Source organism: Aquimarina algicola, assembly GCF_006443095.1.
GTDB lineage: Bacteria > Bacteroidota > Bacteroidia > Flavobacteriales > Flavobacteriaceae > Aquimarina > Aquimarina algicola.
Genome location: NZ_VFWZ01000001.1, coordinates 367,446 through 384,445, shown reverse-complemented (window position 1 = coordinate 384,445; position 17,000 = coordinate 367,446). Strand labels below are relative to the sequence as shown.

At 29.9% G+C, this 17,000-nt stretch carries 16 protein-coding genes; 12 read left to right on the top strand and 4 right to left on the bottom strand.

From position 1 onward, the window contains the following. Positions 1-46 precede the first annotated feature (46 nt). Complete coding sequence (locus FHK87_RS01785; protein ID WP_140589068.1) at positions 47-916, bottom strand: alpha/beta hydrolase; 870 nt, start codon at positions 914-916, stop codon at positions 47-49. A gap of 191 nt (positions 917-1,107) precedes the next feature. On the opposite strand from FHK87_RS01785, the gene FHK87_RS01780 reads away from it, so the two are divergent. Further along, complete coding sequence (locus FHK87_RS01780) at positions 1,108-2,607, top strand: DEAD/DEAH box helicase (RefSeq protein ID WP_140589066.1); 1,500 nt, start codon at positions 1,108-1,110, stop codon at positions 2,605-2,607. Between the two features lie 32 nt (positions 2,608-2,639). Here the strand turns inward: FHK87_RS01780 and FHK87_RS01775 are convergent, their stop codons facing one another. Further along, on the bottom strand, positions 2,640-3,239 hold the full coding sequence (locus FHK87_RS01775) for a short chain dehydrogenase (RefSeq protein ID WP_140589063.1): 600 nt from the start codon (positions 3,237-3,239) through the stop codon (positions 2,640-2,642). Between the two features lie 237 nt (positions 3,240-3,476). Between FHK87_RS01775 and FHK87_RS01770 the strand changes: the two genes are divergently transcribed. After that, positions 3,477-4,691 carry a class I SAM-dependent rRNA methyltransferase gene (locus FHK87_RS01770; RefSeq protein ID WP_140589061.1) on the top strand — a complete coding sequence of 405 codons (1,215 nt, stop codon included), beginning with the start codon at positions 3,477-3,479 and terminating at the stop codon, positions 4,689-4,691. Between the two features lie 115 nt (positions 4,692-4,806). Here the strand turns inward: FHK87_RS01770 and FHK87_RS01765 are convergent, their stop codons facing one another. Then, positions 4,807-5,640 carry an OmpA/MotB family protein gene (locus tag FHK87_RS01765; protein WP_140589058.1) on the bottom strand — a complete coding sequence of 278 codons (834 nt, stop codon included), beginning with the start codon at positions 5,638-5,640 and terminating at the stop codon, positions 4,807-4,809. A gap of 347 nt (positions 5,641-5,987) precedes the next feature. Here FHK87_RS01765 and FHK87_RS01760 point away from each other — a divergent pair, with 347 nt between their 5' ends. Next, positions 5,988-6,932 carry a peptidoglycan DD-metalloendopeptidase family protein gene (locus FHK87_RS01760; protein WP_140589055.1) on the top strand — a complete coding sequence of 315 codons (945 nt, stop codon included), beginning with the start codon at positions 5,988-5,990 and terminating at the stop codon, positions 6,930-6,932. Between the two features lie 12 nt (positions 6,933-6,944). Here the strand turns inward: FHK87_RS01760 and FHK87_RS01755 are convergent, their stop codons facing one another. Continuing rightward, complete coding sequence (locus tag FHK87_RS01755) at positions 6,945-8,183, bottom strand: response regulator (protein WP_140589052.1); 1,239 nt, start codon at positions 8,181-8,183, stop codon at positions 6,945-6,947. Between the two features lie 197 nt (positions 8,184-8,380). Between FHK87_RS01755 and FHK87_RS01750 the strand changes: the two genes are divergently transcribed. The 9 genes from FHK87_RS01750 (at position 8,381) to FHK87_RS01710 (ending at position 16,964) form a co-directional block, all read left to right on the top strand. Then, entirely contained in the window at positions 8,381-9,043 is a 663-nt protein-coding gene (locus FHK87_RS01750; RefSeq protein WP_140589050.1) for a hypothetical protein, read from the top strand. A 143-nt stretch (positions 9,044-9,186) separates the two neighbouring features. Then, positions 9,187-10,293 (top strand): D-TA family PLP-dependent enzyme, encoded by a 1,107-nt coding sequence (locus FHK87_RS01745; protein WP_226293990.1) that lies wholly within the window; start codon positions 9,187-9,189, stop codon positions 10,291-10,293. A 73-nt stretch (positions 10,294-10,366) separates the two neighbouring features. After that, positions 10,367-11,395: a helix-turn-helix domain-containing protein gene (locus FHK87_RS01740; RefSeq protein WP_140589044.1), complete on the top strand. Its 1,029-nt coding sequence runs from the start codon at positions 10,367-10,369 to the stop codon at positions 11,393-11,395. A 105-nt stretch (positions 11,396-11,500) separates the two neighbouring features. Continuing rightward, on the top strand, positions 11,501-12,268 hold the full coding sequence (locus FHK87_RS01735) for a type 1 glutamine amidotransferase domain-containing protein (RefSeq protein ID WP_140589041.1): 768 nt from the start codon (positions 11,501-11,503) through the stop codon (positions 12,266-12,268). 15 nt (positions 12,269-12,283) lie between these two features. Beyond that, a complete protein-coding gene (locus FHK87_RS01730; RefSeq protein ID WP_140589038.1) occupies positions 12,284-12,706 on the top strand; it encodes a nuclear transport factor 2 family protein in 423 nt (140 codons plus the stop codon). Positions 12,707-12,718: 12 nt separating this feature from the next. Next, entirely contained in the window at positions 12,719-13,174 is a 456-nt protein-coding gene (locus FHK87_RS01725) for a YybH family protein (protein WP_140589036.1), read from the top strand. Between the two features lie 51 nt (positions 13,175-13,225). Then, complete coding sequence (locus tag FHK87_RS01720) at positions 13,226-14,347, top strand: serine hydrolase domain-containing protein (protein WP_140589034.1); 1,122 nt, start codon at positions 13,226-13,228, stop codon at positions 14,345-14,347. A gap of 66 nt (positions 14,348-14,413) precedes the next feature. Continuing rightward, positions 14,414-15,883: a serine hydrolase domain-containing protein gene (locus FHK87_RS01715; RefSeq protein ID WP_140589031.1), complete on the top strand. Its 1,470-nt coding sequence runs from the start codon at positions 14,414-14,416 to the stop codon at positions 15,881-15,883. 52 nt (positions 15,884-15,935) lie between these two features. Then, positions 15,936-16,964, top strand: a complete 1,029-nt coding sequence (locus FHK87_RS01710; RefSeq protein WP_140589029.1) for a serine hydrolase domain-containing protein — start codon at positions 15,936-15,938, stop codon at positions 16,962-16,964. Positions 16,965-17,000: the final 36 nt, after the last annotated feature.

Here is a 17,000-nt window from a genome sequence, read left to right as displayed (position 1 = left end):
TCTTAATAGTCGTACAAATGTATCTAGAATAACTGTTTATCAATAATTATTCCAAAATAAATTCGGATATTGAATCAATGACATTTTTATTTCCTAAAATTCTACGATGTCCTAATTCTTTGGTTATTAAAAGTTTTCCTTTTTCTAAATTCTTAATAATTTCATGTGCCGAGCTGTAGTGTACATCTACATCATCTTGATCATGTATGACCAAAGTGGGGATAGTAACCCCTTTTGCAGATACCGAACCCGAATAATTATCTAAATTCTCACCGTACCTATCATCAAAATAAGCTTTCAAAAGTATTCCTACTTTGGTATCTAGTTGTAAGTTATTGACAAAATTTTTGGTGATCGCTGTAATACTATTTGCAGTTCCTATAATCACTAGTTTTTTTACCGATACATCAAATTTAATAGCTCTTAGCAAAGACATTCCTCCCAAAGAATGTCCTATAGCAGCCTCAAATGGGCCATGACTTTTTTCTAATTGATATATGATTTCTATAAAGTGGGGCAGCATACTTCTTTTTCCTGGTGAATGACCATGAGCAGGAGCATCAAAGCTAACTGTGCTATACCCATGTTTCACTAATTGATCTGCAATCATGGAAAGTTGAGTACCACTACCTGACCAACCATGAACTAACAATACTTTCTTTTCAGAAACACCATAATTATAAACAATTATTTTTCTTTTAATTTTTTGTACAAAAATTTCTTCTCTTTTACTGTTTTCATACATTTTTCGTTCACGTTCGGGCATTTTATATCCAAATGGAGTTAAAAAAATCCTTGCAGCAAATCTTGATGCTAGAAGAGGCGAAATAAAGTTGAGTAATTTCCCAGAATAAATAATATATTTTGGTATTAAAAGTGTTTGAACAGGAATGAGGTTTTTATCTTTCTTATTCATGAAACAATATTAATTCATAGGATTTTAAAATTAAAATAACAGGATCTTTTAATTGATAAATTATGAATAATTAACATTTGAAAATACGCATAGAAAAATCTTTTTAAGGTTTTTTTTCATTTAACCTTTTAAAGTATTTAATTTTGTAGCTTATTTAATTTAACCTTCAAATGGGTTTATACCCAATAACGATGCAAAAAAAAGAGCAAAAAGTACTTTATGACTATCAAAGTCGTGATATAGACAAAATTTTTAGTCGATTAGAAGAATTCTCAGAGAAGTACAATTTACTCTATCAACTTCCTACAGGAGGAGGAAAAACAGTTATTTTCTCTGAAATTGTAAGAAGATATATTGAAGCTACTCGTAAAAAAGTTGTTGTACTTACACACCGTATTGAGCTTTGTGGACAAACTTCTAAAATGCTAAATGAGTTTGGTGTAAAAAACAAAATCATCAATAGCTCTGTAAAAGGATTAGATGACCAAAACGAATATATGTGTTTTGTTGCGATGGTAGAGACTTTGAACAACAGACTCAATGAAGATCATCTAGAGCTTTATAATGTAGGGATGGTCATTATAGATGAAGCACATTACAATTCATTTAGAAAACTATTCAGATTTTTTAAAAATTGTTTTATTCTTGGAGTAACAGCTACTCCTTTAAGTTCGAATATGAAGCTTCCTATGAAGGACAATTATAATGAACTTATTGTTGGCGATACGATAAATGCTCTTATTAACAAAGGTTTTTTGGCAAAACCAATCACATATACTTATGATGTAGGATTAGGTTCTCTAAAAATAGGTATGAATGGTGATTACACCGTTAAATCATCAGAAGAATTGTATACTAATCTTCAGATGCAGGATAAACTATTGCATGCTTATGAAGAACGTTCTAAAAACAAAAAGACATTAATCTTTAATAATGGGATTAATACTTCAATTTATGTGTACGATACATTTAAAAAAGCAGGATATCCTATTCGTCACTTAGATAACACAAATAGCAAACAAGAGCGAGAAGATATTTTACAATGGTTTAGAGAAACAGATAATGCTATATTGACATCTGTTAGTATCTTGACCACCGGATTTGATGAACCTACTGTAGAAACCGTAATTTTAAATCGTGCTACAAAGTCTTTGACATTATATTTTCAAATGATTGGTCGAGGATCTCGTATTCTTTCTGATAAAAAAGATTTTACAATCATTGATTTGGGTAATAATACAGCTCGATTTGGGTTGTGGAACTCTGAGATGGACTGGCAATCTATTTTTAGATCTCCTGATTTCTATTACGACAACTTGATTGATGATGAAGAAATTGAAAGGAATTTTAAGTACGTCTTACCTGATGAACTAAGAAAAGAATTTTCTAAGTCTGAAGATATTGATTTTGATATTGAAGAAGAATATTCTAAAACCAAGAAATATGGACTCCGTAGCCTTACTGTTCTGGAAAAATCGATCGATCAACATGCTACAATGTGCGCACAAAATAGTGAAGACGTTTTTGACGCAAGAATTCTAAGTCGACTACTAGATCAAGATATTGAGTACAGGGTACGAAGATATTCGTATTGTATTAGCAAGAGTACAAAAAATTATAGAGATTGGTTAGAAGAAGATTACAAAAGAAAACTACGTTCAAAAATCAATCAACTTTTTATGGAACAATAAGTAGATTAAAAATATCCGTAACTATTTTTGATTTAATATTTTTTCAGAACTTGACCCGTATCGCTTTTATGGATGGATTCTTTGTAGAGTTTTATTACTTCTTCGATGGGTATCGGAAAGTGATCTGCAAATTTTTTGTCTTTAGGAAAATCGCCAATTATAGCTCCCGGAGCAACAACATTAAGCTTAATTCTTCTTTGTAATTCATTTGAAGCAGCCATAACAAAGCTCTGTATCGCTCCATTTACTAATGATAACCCAACAGCGTTAGGTTCATAATGTTCTGCTAAAATTCCTGTAGTTAATGTAATAGATCCATTATCAGAAATATAATTTTGTGCCACATGGACCAGATTAACCTGCCCCATTAATTTACTTTTGATCCCCACATAATAATCTTCTTCTTTCAATTCAGAAAAAGGTTTCCAAGTTGCAGTGCCTACAGCATTAATCACTGCATTCAATTTTGGTAATTTCTTAAATAGGTTTTCTATCGAAAGGGAATCTGTGATATCTACAGGGTAATCAGTGCTATTTCTATGTGCTCCATAAACTTCTTCGCCCTCTTTAATCAAACTGTCATAAACAGCCTTTCCTATCGTTCCTGTCGCTCCAATAACTAGTATTTTCATAATCTTATTTTTGATTTTATAAATATCTTTTAAAATTAAATATAAAATACATGTAACAAAAATTAAAGGTATGCGTCTTACATAAAAAACGAGGACATTAATTATTCTTGTTTATAAATATTTAGCTTTAACAATACATGAAAGCACTTACCATAGTTAAGGTAAGTGCTTTTTTAATGTTATCATTTAGTCAAAGTTCTTTTAGAATTCTGAAAATAATTAGTATTCTTGTTTTGTATGAATATATTAGCATCTATAGAAACCAAAAGGCTTGCTGTAAAAGTAAAATCCGCAGCAGAAAAGATGATCAAAAAAGAACATCCTTGGATTTTTGAAAATAGTATCACAAAACAAAATATTGAGGGGAATGCAGGAGATTTGGTAATTATATATGATCAAAAAAAGAATAAATTTTTGGCTTGTGGTTTGTATGATCCTTATTCTCCCATACGAATTAAGCTTATACAGTTTAAAAAACCAGAAAAAATAGATAAAGATTGGTTTGCCAAAAAAATAAAACATGCATATCAAAAACGACTCCCTTTACTAGAAACGGTAACAAACAGTTATCGCTTATTATTTGGCGAAAATGATCATTTTCCGGGTTGTATTGCGGATGTTTATGATACCGTTTTAGTCATAAAACTATATTCTCATATTTGGTTTCCTTATTTGAATTGGATTGTAAAGCACTTGATTCAGCAGAGTAATTGTAGTACTGTAGTCATACGGCTTAGTAGATCATTACAATCAAAAGGAGAAACATTTGGTCTAAAAGATGGTCAGGTTTTGTATGGAAAATTACACGATGAGGTTGTGATATTCAAAGAACATGGCGTAAACTTTTCGGCTAATGTGATTAAAGGTCATAAAACAGGATATTTTTTAGACCATAGACACAATAGGAAAAGAGTAGGGGAAATGGCTAAAGACAAAACAGTTTTAGATGTGTTTTCATATGCAGGAGGTTTTTCGGTACATGCATTGCATGGAGGAGCTAAAGAAGTAACAAGCCTTGATATCAGCAAACATGCTCTAGACATGGCAAAAAGCAATGCTAGTTTGAATTCTCACTCAGGAACACATAAAATAATCGTTGCTGATGCTTTCGAAGGCCTTCAAAAATTAATTACTTCACAGAATAAGTTCGATATTGTTGTTATTGATCCTCCTTCTTTTGCTAAACAAGAAAGCGAAATTAATAGAGCAAAGAATAGCTATGCTAGGTTAGCAAAACTAGGGTCAAAATTAGTTGCCAAAAATGGGATTTTAATTTTAGCTTCTTGTTCATCAAGAGTATCTCCAGAAGAATTTTTTGAAATATCTGAAAACAGTATACTTGAAACTAATACGTCTTTTGAAATCATAGAAAAAACAGGGCATGATATAGATCATCCAATTATATTTTCAGAGGGAGAGTATTTAAAATGTGGGTATTATAAAATAATGTAGACTAAAATAAATAACACTGATTTGATAAAAACAAAAACCAGATGAGATTTTAAATCTCATCTGGTTTTTGAATACAAGTGGTTAATAATAAATTGTGAGTGAGTTATTGTGTATTTTAGTTAGAAGAAAGTAAAGCAAAAAACTTATCCATATTTGGTAACAATACAATTCTTGTACGTCTGTTTATTGCCATATTCTCTTTTGTATCATTTTCTACAAGAGGCTTATAGCTACTTCTTCCTGAAGCAATTAATTTAGCAGGATCAACTTCATAGTCTTTTTGAAGTTTTCTAACGATAGAAGTAGCTCTTTTAACACTCAAATCCCAGTTATCTGATACAACAGCATTGCTGATTGTTCTAGAATCTGTATGTCCTTCTACCATAACTTCTATACTTGGCTCAGAATTAATAACGTTTGCTAATTTTCCTAAGATATCACTTGCTTTGTCATTAACTCTGTAACTAGCAGTTTTAAATAATAACTTGTCAGAAATAGAAATCATTACAACCGTATTATCCAAGTTGATAGAAATATCCTCGTCCTCTTTAAGACTATCATCTAGAGAATTTTTAAGATTATAAGACAAGGCTAAGTTCATAGAATCTTTAAGAGATTTTGCTCCACTAAGTTTTTCTTGATCAACTTTTGCTAAAGTTTCTCTCATTTTTTCCTTAGTTTTATTAGATATAGCAGCTACATCGTCTACCATTACCATTTTTTCATCGTTTGAATCTCTTAAGGAATTTATTTTAGCATTGTAGTCTGCTACTCTTGCCTCGATCTTCGCAAATTTATCCTCTAGCTCTTCTTTTTCTACAGTAGTTTTCTGTAAATTACTTCTAGTATCTTGTAATTCTTGCTCTAGTGCAACGTATTTCTTTTTTGATACACAAGAAGTCATGATCACAGCTCCTGTTAACGCGATTAATGTGAAAGATCTTTTCATGGTTATTTAATTTTAAAATTTCACTTACATTAACTATTCCTTAATTCTTTTATTGTTTTTGTAATTATTAATTTTTTCACATCACTTTCTTAAAAAATGTTAATATCTTTTTTTAAAAACCTTTCAAAACAATAAATCAAGAAAAAAAATATTTAAAAAATCAACACTTATAATACTGTATATCAATTGATTAAATTTAACATTTAACAAAATTTCATTTCATAATAGGATTTTTCTGTAACAAGGTCTTATTTTTGCAGTCCTACTTAACAGTAAATAGAATATAATTTGAACCAGATCTACTTTATAATAATCAAAAGGGAAAATTAAATTGAGTTTTTTTAATAATGAAGAGTAAATCTTGTTTTATATTTTTTGGAATTCTTGTTTTTTTAATGTCTTCAAATACTTCGGCTCAAAATTTGGGTGAAATTTTACAGCGTAAGACTATAGCTATTAAAGGAAAGATTAATTATTTACCTATTTACAAAAAAAATATTTTCATATCTACTAATCCTCCAGAAGAGGTAGAACACGTTTCAGTTAATAAAGAATTAGATGTGAATTGGGATAACAAAAATTTTAATCCGTATACAAAAGAGTTGTCATTTCCGGTTCCTATATCGTTTACAGATACAAATTTTGCTTCTCCGGTTCAAGGCAAGATGGTAGTTACTTCACGTTATGGACTACGAAGAGGAAGGCCTCATAGAGGAATTGATATTGATTTACAGGTTGGAGATAGTGTAAAAACAATTCTTGGAGGTAAAATTAGATATGCAGGATATACAAGAGGATATGGAAAAACGGTTATAGTTAGGCATTACAATGGTTTAGAAACAGTATATGCGCATTTATCAAAATTATTAGTTGAAACGAACCAGGAAGTAGAAAAAGGTGAAATCATTGGTAAAGGAGGAGTTTCTGGCAATGCTCGTGGGAGTCACTTACACCTCGAAGTTAAATATCATGGTAAAAGCATACATCCAGAATATCTATTTGATTTTTCTGATAGCACAAAAGTAAGGTCAGAGTTGGTGTACGTAACTCCAAAATGGACAACTCCCAGATTGCATAGATCACATCGCAAAAGTAAAATTGTTTTACATCAAACAGAAGATGATATAGACCCTTTGGAAATGAAGAAAAAGGAAGTCTATACTGTTAGAAAAGGAGATACCTTAAGCAGAATAGCTAATAAATATGGTTTAGCTGTGTCACAAATCTGTAAATTAAACGCTATCAAAAAGAACTCTGTTCTCAAGATTGGTCAACAGATTATCATTAATTAATCTAAATAGATTTTAATTATATATCGGATTATTAGCTAAATGTTTGTAAATCATTTCTAACAAATGATTCTTGTCGTAAGGTTTTAATATATAATCATTTAACCCAGCTTGCATAATCTGTTTATTTAATTGTGTTACATCAACTGCAGTAAGTGCTATAATAGGTGTTGTTATATTAAATTCACGTATTCTTTTTGTAGTGCCTATACCATTTAATTTAGGCATATTGATATCCATCAAAATAATATCATAATCATTATTTTTTACTAATTCTATGGCATCAAAACCATTGTCTATAGTTGTACATTTAAAATTCTCTTTAGACAATATTTTGTCAGCAACCAAAAGATTAAGTTTATTATCATCTACAATTAATGCTGTAAAAGATGATTTTGGAGCCATGGATAAGGGGTGATTTTGATCACTACTCTTTTTGACTTCAGGAATATTGAGCTCTGTGACTAATACATATTCTGATCCTACACGATTTTTGTTCTGAATAATAATTTCTCCTTGTATTGCTTTAGTCAACCGCTTAACTATTTTAGAGTTTATTCCTGCTGTATTCAAATATGATTTTTGTGCTTTTTCTATATTAATAAATTCTCTATATATAGATTGATGTTCTTCGGGAGAGACTTCAGACCCATCATGTTTTATTTTGAAAGATATTTTAGATGTTTTTTCAAATTTTCTAATGAGGTTTACAGAAAAATAGACATTACCATTTTGTGAAAATCGTAATGCATTACTGATCAAATTGATTAGAATTTGTGATAAAATCGAAGAATCCCCATTTACTGTTTCATCAATTTCAGGATCAAAATCAAAATGTAACACATTTCCACTATTTTCTGTAGCATAGCTAAAAGAATTGAGAACATTTTGACTCATTTCTTTCAAGTCGAATGTATTATTTTGAACCACAACATCATCAGACTCCAAAAAGTTAACATGCAATACGTTACTAATAAGCGTTAGCAGATAGTTACCAGAAAACTTTAGTGATTTTAGGTTTTTATCTTCTTTTAAATCAGGGTATTCTTCAACTAGTAGATTAGTAAGCCCCATGATTCCATAGAGAGGTGTTCTCAATTCCTGACTGAGAGAAGAAATAAAACTTTGTTGCATATCAAATCGTTGCTCTGCTTCTTTTTTTAGCGTTTTGAGTTCCTTATTTGCTTTTTGAAATCTAATAAGTACTACTATAATGCATAAAAGTAGTACACCTATAATAATAAAGTAGACCATAACTATTTTGAAGAAATAATTAATATAAGATTTGTTATACAATTTAAGTCTTTTTTATCATAATTTGTTACAAAATATGTAATGATCAAAGACTTATTTCGTCTTTATCATATATAGATGTTTGTTATAAAAACTAAATAACAAGCTATTAACAGTAAAAAATAGCATTATTTTTTACCTTTATAAAAACTTTAATTGTGTTGCTGATTAGTAAAAAGATTGTATTTTTCTCAATATCCTTATTATTTAGTATATGGATTTCTCATGCGCAGATTGAAAAATCTACTTCTTTGCGTATTGATGCAGAAAGTAATCTCAATACAGATAAGTATAGTATATCCGGAGCGACATTAAACTCTAATCTTAATGCTGATTTACCTTCAATAAGCGAACCTGCTGATTTATCAAAATATGGTAGACAACCAAAAGCTTTTAGCATGATAGATGACAACGGACTTCTTCAACCGCATGCAAAAGATACACCTAAATGGTTTGAAAAAGATAAAGCTTTTGAAGAAAAATTTAAAAGCGATCAATATTTTGGTGACTTTAAAAGTGGAGGAAGTGTTGTTAAATTAATCTATAGAGATCATCAATTTGTTGATGGTGATATTGTAAGAATTTCGGTTAATGATGAAGTTATTTTAAGTAAAGTATTTTTGTCAAGTCAATTCCAGGGTATAGAAATCGATCTCATTAAAGGATTTAATAAAATAGATATTACAGCGCTTAACCAAGGGGATTCTGGTCCAAACACTGCTGCATTTCAACTTTATGATGAGTATGGTAACCTCATGACTAGTAACGAATGGAATCTTGCCACAGGAGTAAAAGCCTCTATGATTGTTGTCAAAGAATAAACTACTATTGATAATCAATACTTCTTTATTTTTGTAAACGCCTATCAATAAAATTATTTGGTAAATCTATTCTGAGATAACAGCTAATAATTTTATTTCATTTCTTATTTTTAAAATCGAAAAATTTAAGCTCCGATAGAATAATGAATTGGTATCGTATTGAAAATGAATCAAAAATAGATTCTCCTTCTATTTTATTGTATAAAGAACGTTTGCAGAATAACTTACAAAAAATGCTGCATATGGTGGATAACGACACATCCAAGTTAATGCCACATATTAAAACCAATAAAATGCCAAATGTTGTGCGTGAGATGTTGTCTTTGGGCATTACACAATTTAAGGCTTCTACTATAGCCGAAGCTGAAATGGCCGCTATAGAAGGAGCAAAAAGTATATTAATTGCACATCAACTAGTAGGGCCTAAGATTCAAAGGTTTATTGCATTAATTCTAGCATATCCAGATACATCTTTTGCTACAATTGTAGATAATAAAACTTCAATACTTCAACTGCAAGAAAAAGCTCAAAAGTTACATCATGCTATACCTGTTTTTATTGACATCAATACAGGAATGAATCGTTCTGGCTCAGAATCCAAAGAAGAGCTATTACAACTAATAGAAACATTACAAGCAAGTAAAAATTTATTTTTTAAAGGTTTACATGCATATGATGGCCATTTACGTAATAAGGACTTTCAATTGCGTAAAAACGAGATAGAAAAAGGTTTATCAGGGACATTACATCTATTTGATCAATTACGACAAAATAATAAGGATATACAACTTGTTTGTGGAGGAACACCATCATTTACAACACATTTAGATCATAAAGAAAGAATATGCAGTCCGGGTACATGTGTGTTTTGGGATTGGGGTTATGATGAAAAGCTAAAAGAGCAAGAGTTTTTATTCGCGCTACTATTGATTACAAGAGTAATCTCAAAACCAACAAAAGATATTATTACAATAGATCTGGGGCATAAGTCGGTAGCAGCAGAAAACCCAGTTCAATCAAGAGTAAAATTTTTGAATTTAGACGATTACGAATTACTCTCACAAAGTGAAGAGCATGGGGTTCTTAAAGTCAAATCATGGGAAAAGATACAAGTAGGAGATGTCTTATATGGAGTTCCTTATCATGTCTGTCCTACTGTCAATTTGTATGACAACGTTAATGTAATTTGTGACCAAAAGTATACTCATCAATGGGAAATCACTGCACGAAAACGAAAAATAAATATTTAGTTTTTGTAACCACATAAAATATAAATTCATATAAAAAGTGATTTTTTGATATATTTACTTTTTTATACTTTTTATGGATGTAAACCAGCAATTATTATTTCTTTTTAGTGCATTAGGAGGTTTTAATGCATTATTTTTGAGTATCTATTTTGCTATAAAACCTAAACAATCCAATTATTTTTTATCAGCATTATTATTTGTGATTGGTGTTAGGATCATCAAATCTGTATTTTTGTATTTTAATCCTGGTTTATCAGAAGTATTTATACAAATAGGGCTTTCTGCCTGTGTACTCATAGGCCCATTTCTTTTTTTATATCTCAATTCTCAGATTACAAAAGTTACAAATAAAAGGTGGATGATACATATTCTCCCTTTTGTTATAATCATGATTCTATTAGGGATAATGTATCCATACTGGGAGCATAGAAAAGTTTGGTCATATTATATCGTTAAAATAATTTATACACAATGGTTAATATATGTTGTTTATAGCGGTATCCAATTAAAAGAAATAGTTAAGAAACTATTTTCAAGTAAAGCAAAATTACAAGACACAGAAATATGGTTATTAAGTGTATTAATAGGTGTAGCAATCATTTTAATTGGGTATAGTATTGGGGCATATACATCTTATATAGTAGGTGCTTTGACATTTTCTTTCGTGTTTTTCTTACTATTATTACTTGTAGTATTTAATAGAAAGAAAAATACTGCGTTTTTTGAAGATCATAAAAAGTATAATAACAAAAAGATAAATGATCAGGAAGCCACACAAATTTCTGAAACATTAATGCAAATAATGGCGACTAAAAAGTTGTATAAAAACCCTAATTTAAAATTGTTGGATGTAGCCAATGAGTTAAATGTGACCTCACATTATTTATCTCAATTTCTGAATGATAATTTTGGTAAAAGCTTTGCTCTTTTTATAAACGAATATAGAATTAAAGAAGCAAAACAGTTAATAAAAGACCAGGAATCCTATACTATTGAAGCTATTGGTTATGAAAGTGGCTTTAATTCTAAATCTACTTTTTTTACTACCTTTAAGAAAATAACGGGTTTAACACCAGCTAATTACAAAGCAAAGACATCCTAATATTTTTATTATGAAAGTTCAGTATTATAAATCTGTACTTCTGATTTATAATTTATAATCTACTTATGATCATGATTTTTAAAATTGCCAAAAAATTACTTCGGCATGCAAAAAATCAAATACATCATCTTAACTATTTTTATATCGATCAACAATTTTGTTGGCGCACAAAATGTGGATACTAAAGCTACTAAAGAAAAAATTCTTTTTGTAGTATCAAATCAACATACTTACGGAGACTCAAAACTAAATGCGGCTAATCATTTCTCTGAAATTGTTGTACCGTATGATATATTGACCAAAGCCGGATATCATGTCGATTTTGTAAGTCCAAAAGGTGGTGCAATCCCAATAGGATATCTAAAAACTTCTGATCCTATCCAAAAAAAGTACATCTATGATACTACTTTTATGAATATACTTAAAAACACTCACAGCCCAGACGAGATAAAAGCTTCAGAATACAAAGCAGTATATTATAGTGGGGGAGGAGCAGCTATGTTTGGAGTGCCAGAGAATAATCAAATCCAAACCATTACCAAGACGATTTATAATAACAAAGGTGTCGTATCTGCTGTATGCCATGGTACTGCAGGACTTGTTTACCTAAAGACTAAAAACGGAAACTATCTTTATAATGAAAAGAAAATAAGCGGTTTTCCTGACAAATTTGAAAATACTAAAGCTGAATATTACAAACAATTTCCTTTTTCAATAGAAAAAATGATCAATCAAAATGGTGGAAAATTCTCATACTCAGAAAAAGGTTGGGATGATCACTTTGTTATCGATGGACGATTGATCACAGGTCAAGATCCATCGGCATCAGCTTCGGTTGCACAAAAAATAATAGAATCTCTCAAAAATAAATAATCAAAAATTTAATTTATGAAAAAAACACTTTTTACACTAGTATTTTGTTTGAGTACCTTCTCCATTCTGTATAGTCAAAATTCTGATTATCAAAAAGTAGAAAAAGCTGTATCCTTTTATTTAGATGGTGGCACTAATAATGATTTTGAAATGTTGAAAAAAGCTTTTCATACTAATGCTACGATGAAGTTTATCAAAAAAGGAGAATATACAGAGGTTAATGCTCTTGAGTTTTTTAAAAAAGTTATCAAACCCGGACCAAAGCAAAATCGTAAAACCAGTATTGTGGATATAAATATTTCTGGTAATGCTGCTAATGCAAAATTAGAAATAGAATATCCAGAATTTACCTTTATCGATTATATGAACCTTCTAAAAATAGGAGATGAGTGGAAAGTAGTTAGTAAAATCTTTTACAGAAAACCAAAAAATAATTAAAAACGATACTTTATGAAATCAATACTAGTAACTTTTGTCTTTACATTGATGTATTGTCATGGTAATAGCCAAAACTATATCGGAGATCAAAAAGAAATTGATCAAATTATCATGAACTCTCAAAACTTTTCTAAAGATATGATGAACTCAGATCATGTAAAACTAGGAGATGCATATACAAAAGACGCAAAAATTTTTCCTAATAGAACCAAAATTATAACAGGCAAAGAAGCCATTACCAAGTTTTGGAAGCTACCAGATGGAGTACAAACAGCGTATCACAAAATCATACCTGAAGAAATTGAAATTGTGGATAATACGGCCTATGATTATGGATATTATGAAGGTAAAACTAAAAAATCAGATGGTAGCGAAGTAGAATGGAAAGGAAAATATGTTATTGTCTGGAAAAAAGTAAAAACACAATGGAAAATATATCTTGATATATGGAACAGCGTTAACCCTTAAATTTTGTTTTGATCAAAACAAACAAGATAGAATTAGAATATCATTTTGAACATGAAGTATTTTAAACAAATTACAGTATTATTTTTCGTTAGTACTTTTATACTAGGTTGTGCTCGCCAACCCCAAAAAAAAGATTCAACTAGTATTGAGGATACAATTGATACATTAATAGAAGAAGCTTTACAAAAGCACAATATATCTGCGCTGTCTATAGGATATATACAAGATGGCAAAATAAAAATGCTAAAAGGATATGGGGTTTTAAGTAAAAATAATGATAGTACAGTAGATGAAAACTCTATTTATCAGATCGCTTCCCAATCAAAAATGTTTACCGGTATTATAGCAAATAGATTGATAAATGAAAACAAATTAGAGTTGACAGCTTCTATAGTAAAATACTTAAAAGAAGATTTAAATAAAGAAGCTCAAGAAAAATTAAGAGCAATAACACTCAAAAATTTAATTCAGCATACTTCTGGAATTCCAGGAAATGTGTGTTTACCCTATAAATTAAGAAAAGAAGGTGATCATTGGGCAGATGGTTACACAAAAGAAGAACTTATACAAGATCTTAATACAATTTCATTAGAATTTGAACCCGGAACAAAATTTCAATATTCGAATTCGGGATATGCTATTCTTGGGTATATCTGTGAAAAAGTTTCTGGAGAAAAATATGAAACTTTGTTAACTAATTATATCACAAAAGAATATCGTTTTAAAAATACTGTAGTATCCCTTGATAATACACAAAAAACACTTTTAGTAACGCCTTACAGAAAAGATAATAGAACTATAGAAACCAAACCTTCGGTCATGGGAATGGCAACTCCTGCAAGTGCTATCTATTCTAATGCCAAAGATCTTACTCAATTATTACAGCGTCAATTAAAATCATATAGAGATTATTATACTTCAAAATCATCTTTTCTGGTATTGACTCATCATACTGCTGATATGGGCAAAAATTTAGAATATGGATTTGGATTGATTAAACAATCAGAAAAAACGTATACAAAATATGGACATGGCGGAGATGCAGACGGTTTTGCATGCGAGTACTTTTTTATTCCTGAACAAAATAAAGGTCTGGTTTTACTTACATCTAGTGGAGGTAAATGGTTAGGAGAATTAGCAGAATCAATTCTTACTTTAAAAGTTGCAAAATAAAAACTGTAACAAATTCATCAAAAAGTGTCTTATTAAGATATACATCATCAATCAAAAAACATAAAAATGACAATAATCAAGAATCCTCTATGCATTAGAGTATTACATGTAGTAATTTTATTTCTTTTTACTACCAATGTAATAATAGCACAAACCAAAGCAGAAAAAATTAACGAAGTAATGCGTCTTTATAATGAGTATGGGCAATTTAATGGTTCTATACTTGTTGCAGAAAAAGGCAAAGTAATCTATAAAAAAGGATTTGGGCTTGCTAATATGGAATGGAACATTCCTAATCAACCTAATACAAAACATCGATTAGGATCTATTACCAAACAATTTACTGCTATGCTTATTATTCAATTGGTAGAGCAAGGTAAACTAGCATTAGATGTACCAATTACAAAATATCTTTCTGATTACCCAAAAATGACAGGAGATCAAATTACTATTCATCATTTACTTACACACACGGCAGGCATCCCTAATTATACGTCTTTTTCTAATTTTTATAATCAACATTCCAGAAATCACTTTGAACCAGAAGAATTTGTACGTGTATTTGCAGATTCTACATTACATTTTACTCCAGGAGAAAAGTTTGAATATAGCAACTCAGGATATTTTTTATTAGGATATATTATCGAAAAAGTTTCGGGCAAATCATACGAACAAATGCTACAAGACAATATATTCACTCCTTTAAAAATGAATGATACCGGATATGATCATCATAAAACAATTATACAAAACAGAGCTTCTGGATATGAAAAATATGGAATTTCATATAACAATGCAGCATATTTAGACATGTCATTACCCTATGCAGCAGGCTCGATGTATTCTACTGCAGAAGATTTATACCTATGGGATCGAGCTCTTTATACCAATCAATTGGTATCAGAAAAATATAAAGATCTCATTTTTACTCCACACATTAAGGCAGGAAAAAGAAATTATGGCTATGGTTGGAGCGTTGGTTACGAATTGACTGGCATTGCAAAGGATAGTGTAAATATGATAGAACATGGTGGAGGAATCAACGGATTCAACACTAATATTGCTCGTATACCACAAGATCAACATCTAATTGTATTACTTAATAACACAGGAAGAACTTCTTTACAAAATATGCGCGATGTAATTATAAATATTTTATATGATGCTCCGTATGAAAAACCTAAAAAATCACTTGCCAGTTCTTATTTTGAAGTAGTAACTAAAGAAGGAATCAAAAATGGAACTACTTATTTTAAGAAATATAAATCTTCTGATGAATATATTTTGCATGAAGCAGAAATGAATACAATAGGGTATATATTTCTAAAAGAAAACAAAATAGAAGAAGCCATAAAAACCTTTGAAATAAATGTAGAAGCTTTCCCGGATTCAGGCAACGTTTATGATAGCTTGGGTGAAGCATATATGATAAATGGAGATAAAGAGCTTGCTATTAAAAATTATAATAAATCTCTAGAAATAGATTCTAAAAATGAAAATGCTGTGAAAATGCTCGTAAAATTGAAGAAATTTTAGCTTATTGCATAGAAACACACATTGTTTAATAATAAATCAATCAAAATAGATAATGAATCTAACTCAATATATGTTTTTAGCATTTTTAAGTTTTACTATAAGTTGTTGTTACGCTCAAAAAGATATTGATGCTTTTTTAAAAGAACAACATCAAAATGGAAAACTAAATGGTAATATTCTTGTCATAAAAGAAGGAAAAACACTATATAATCAATCATTTGGATATGCTAATGCAACCAAAACTGAAAAGCTCACCAAAAATCACAGATTCAATATAGGATCGATATACAAAGAATTTCCTGCTGTAGCCATTATGCAACTTCAGGAAAAAGGAATGCTCAACACAGATGATAAGATTACTAAATATTTAGATAATCTTCCTCAGTGGGCCCAGCAAATTTCTATAACACAATTGTTACAGTACTCTAGTGGTTTACCAAGAGTAAACTGGGGAAAATATTTTAAAAACAATCAGAATATAACAGAAAATGACCTTTTCAAAGATCTTTCTGCTATAAAAGAACTAGAGTTTCAACCGGGAACAGATTATATCTATACTAATTATAGTCCACTTTTATTAATAAAAATTATAGAACAAGTCACTCAATTAGATTATACAACCTACTTGCATAAGCATATTTTTGAACCCTTTGGATTAACATCAACAATACTCAATCAACAATATCCATATCTTAATACACCCTTAATGGCAATTCCGTTTGATGATAATTTCAAACAAGATCAATACAAATTTAATGTGCCATATCTTTTGATGGCTGCCACAGTTGGTGATTTATCACAATGGCTACAACAATTACATACTTTTAAAATTATAAACAAAGAATCTCTACGCTTTATTTCAAACAAGTTCGAAAAAGAAGGTAATGTACAAGCTCCATTAGGTTTTTGTGATTGGCAAGATGGTGTAGTACTCGAACATTCACATCATGGGTCTAGTGGTAATTATGAAGGAATCATTAGACGATTTCCTAAGGAAAAACTTATGATTATTATACTAACAAATCAAAAACATGGCAATGTAAGAGATCTATCAAATAGAATACATGAGATTGTTAGATAAATTTTCTACAGAAATGAATGTTTCTAAAAATAGTAT

Excerpts from the sequence above, each read along its gene's own strand:
- FHK87_RS01785 (WP_140589068.1), bottom strand. The coding sequence starts at position 916 with ATGAATAAGAAAGATAAAAACCTCATTCCTGTTCAAACACTTTTAATA.
- FHK87_RS01780 (WP_140589066.1), top strand. The coding sequence starts at position 1,108 with ATGCAAAAAAAAGAGCAAAAAGTACTTTATGACTATCAAAGTCGTGAT.
- FHK87_RS01775 (WP_140589063.1), bottom strand. The coding sequence starts at position 3,239 with ATGAAAATACTAGTTATTGGAGCGACAGGAACGATAGGAAAGGCTGTT.
- FHK87_RS01770 (WP_140589061.1), top strand. The coding sequence starts at position 3,477 with ATGAATATATTAGCATCTATAGAAACCAAAAGGCTTGCTGTAAAAGTA.
- FHK87_RS01765 (WP_140589058.1), bottom strand. The coding sequence starts at position 5,640 with ATGAAAAGATCTTTCACATTAATCGCGTTAACAGGAGCTGTGATCATG.
- FHK87_RS01760 (WP_140589055.1), top strand. The coding sequence starts at position 5,988 with ATGAAGAGTAAATCTTGTTTTATATTTTTTGGAATTCTTGTTTTTTTA.
- FHK87_RS01755 (WP_140589052.1), bottom strand. The coding sequence starts at position 8,183 with ATGGTCTACTTTATTATTATAGGTGTACTACTTTTATGCATTATAGTA.
- FHK87_RS01745 (WP_226293990.1), top strand. The coding sequence starts at position 9,187 with ATGAATTGGTATCGTATTGAAAATGAATCAAAAATAGATTCTCCTTCT.
- FHK87_RS01740 (WP_140589044.1), top strand. The coding sequence starts at position 10,367 with ATGGATGTAAACCAGCAATTATTATTTCTTTTTAGTGCATTAGGAGGT.
- FHK87_RS01735 (WP_140589041.1), top strand. The coding sequence starts at position 11,501 with ATGCAAAAAATCAAATACATCATCTTAACTATTTTTATATCGATCAAC.
- FHK87_RS01730 (WP_140589038.1), top strand. The coding sequence starts at position 12,284 with ATGAAAAAAACACTTTTTACACTAGTATTTTGTTTGAGTACCTTCTCC.
- FHK87_RS01725 (WP_140589036.1), top strand. The coding sequence starts at position 12,719 with ATGAAATCAATACTAGTAACTTTTGTCTTTACATTGATGTATTGTCAT.
- FHK87_RS01720 (WP_140589034.1), top strand. The coding sequence starts at position 13,226 with ATGAAGTATTTTAAACAAATTACAGTATTATTTTTCGTTAGTACTTTT.
- FHK87_RS01715 (WP_140589031.1), top strand. The coding sequence starts at position 14,414 with ATGACAATAATCAAGAATCCTCTATGCATTAGAGTATTACATGTAGTA.
- FHK87_RS01710 (WP_140589029.1), top strand. The coding sequence starts at position 15,936 with ATGAATCTAACTCAATATATGTTTTTAGCATTTTTAAGTTTTACTATA.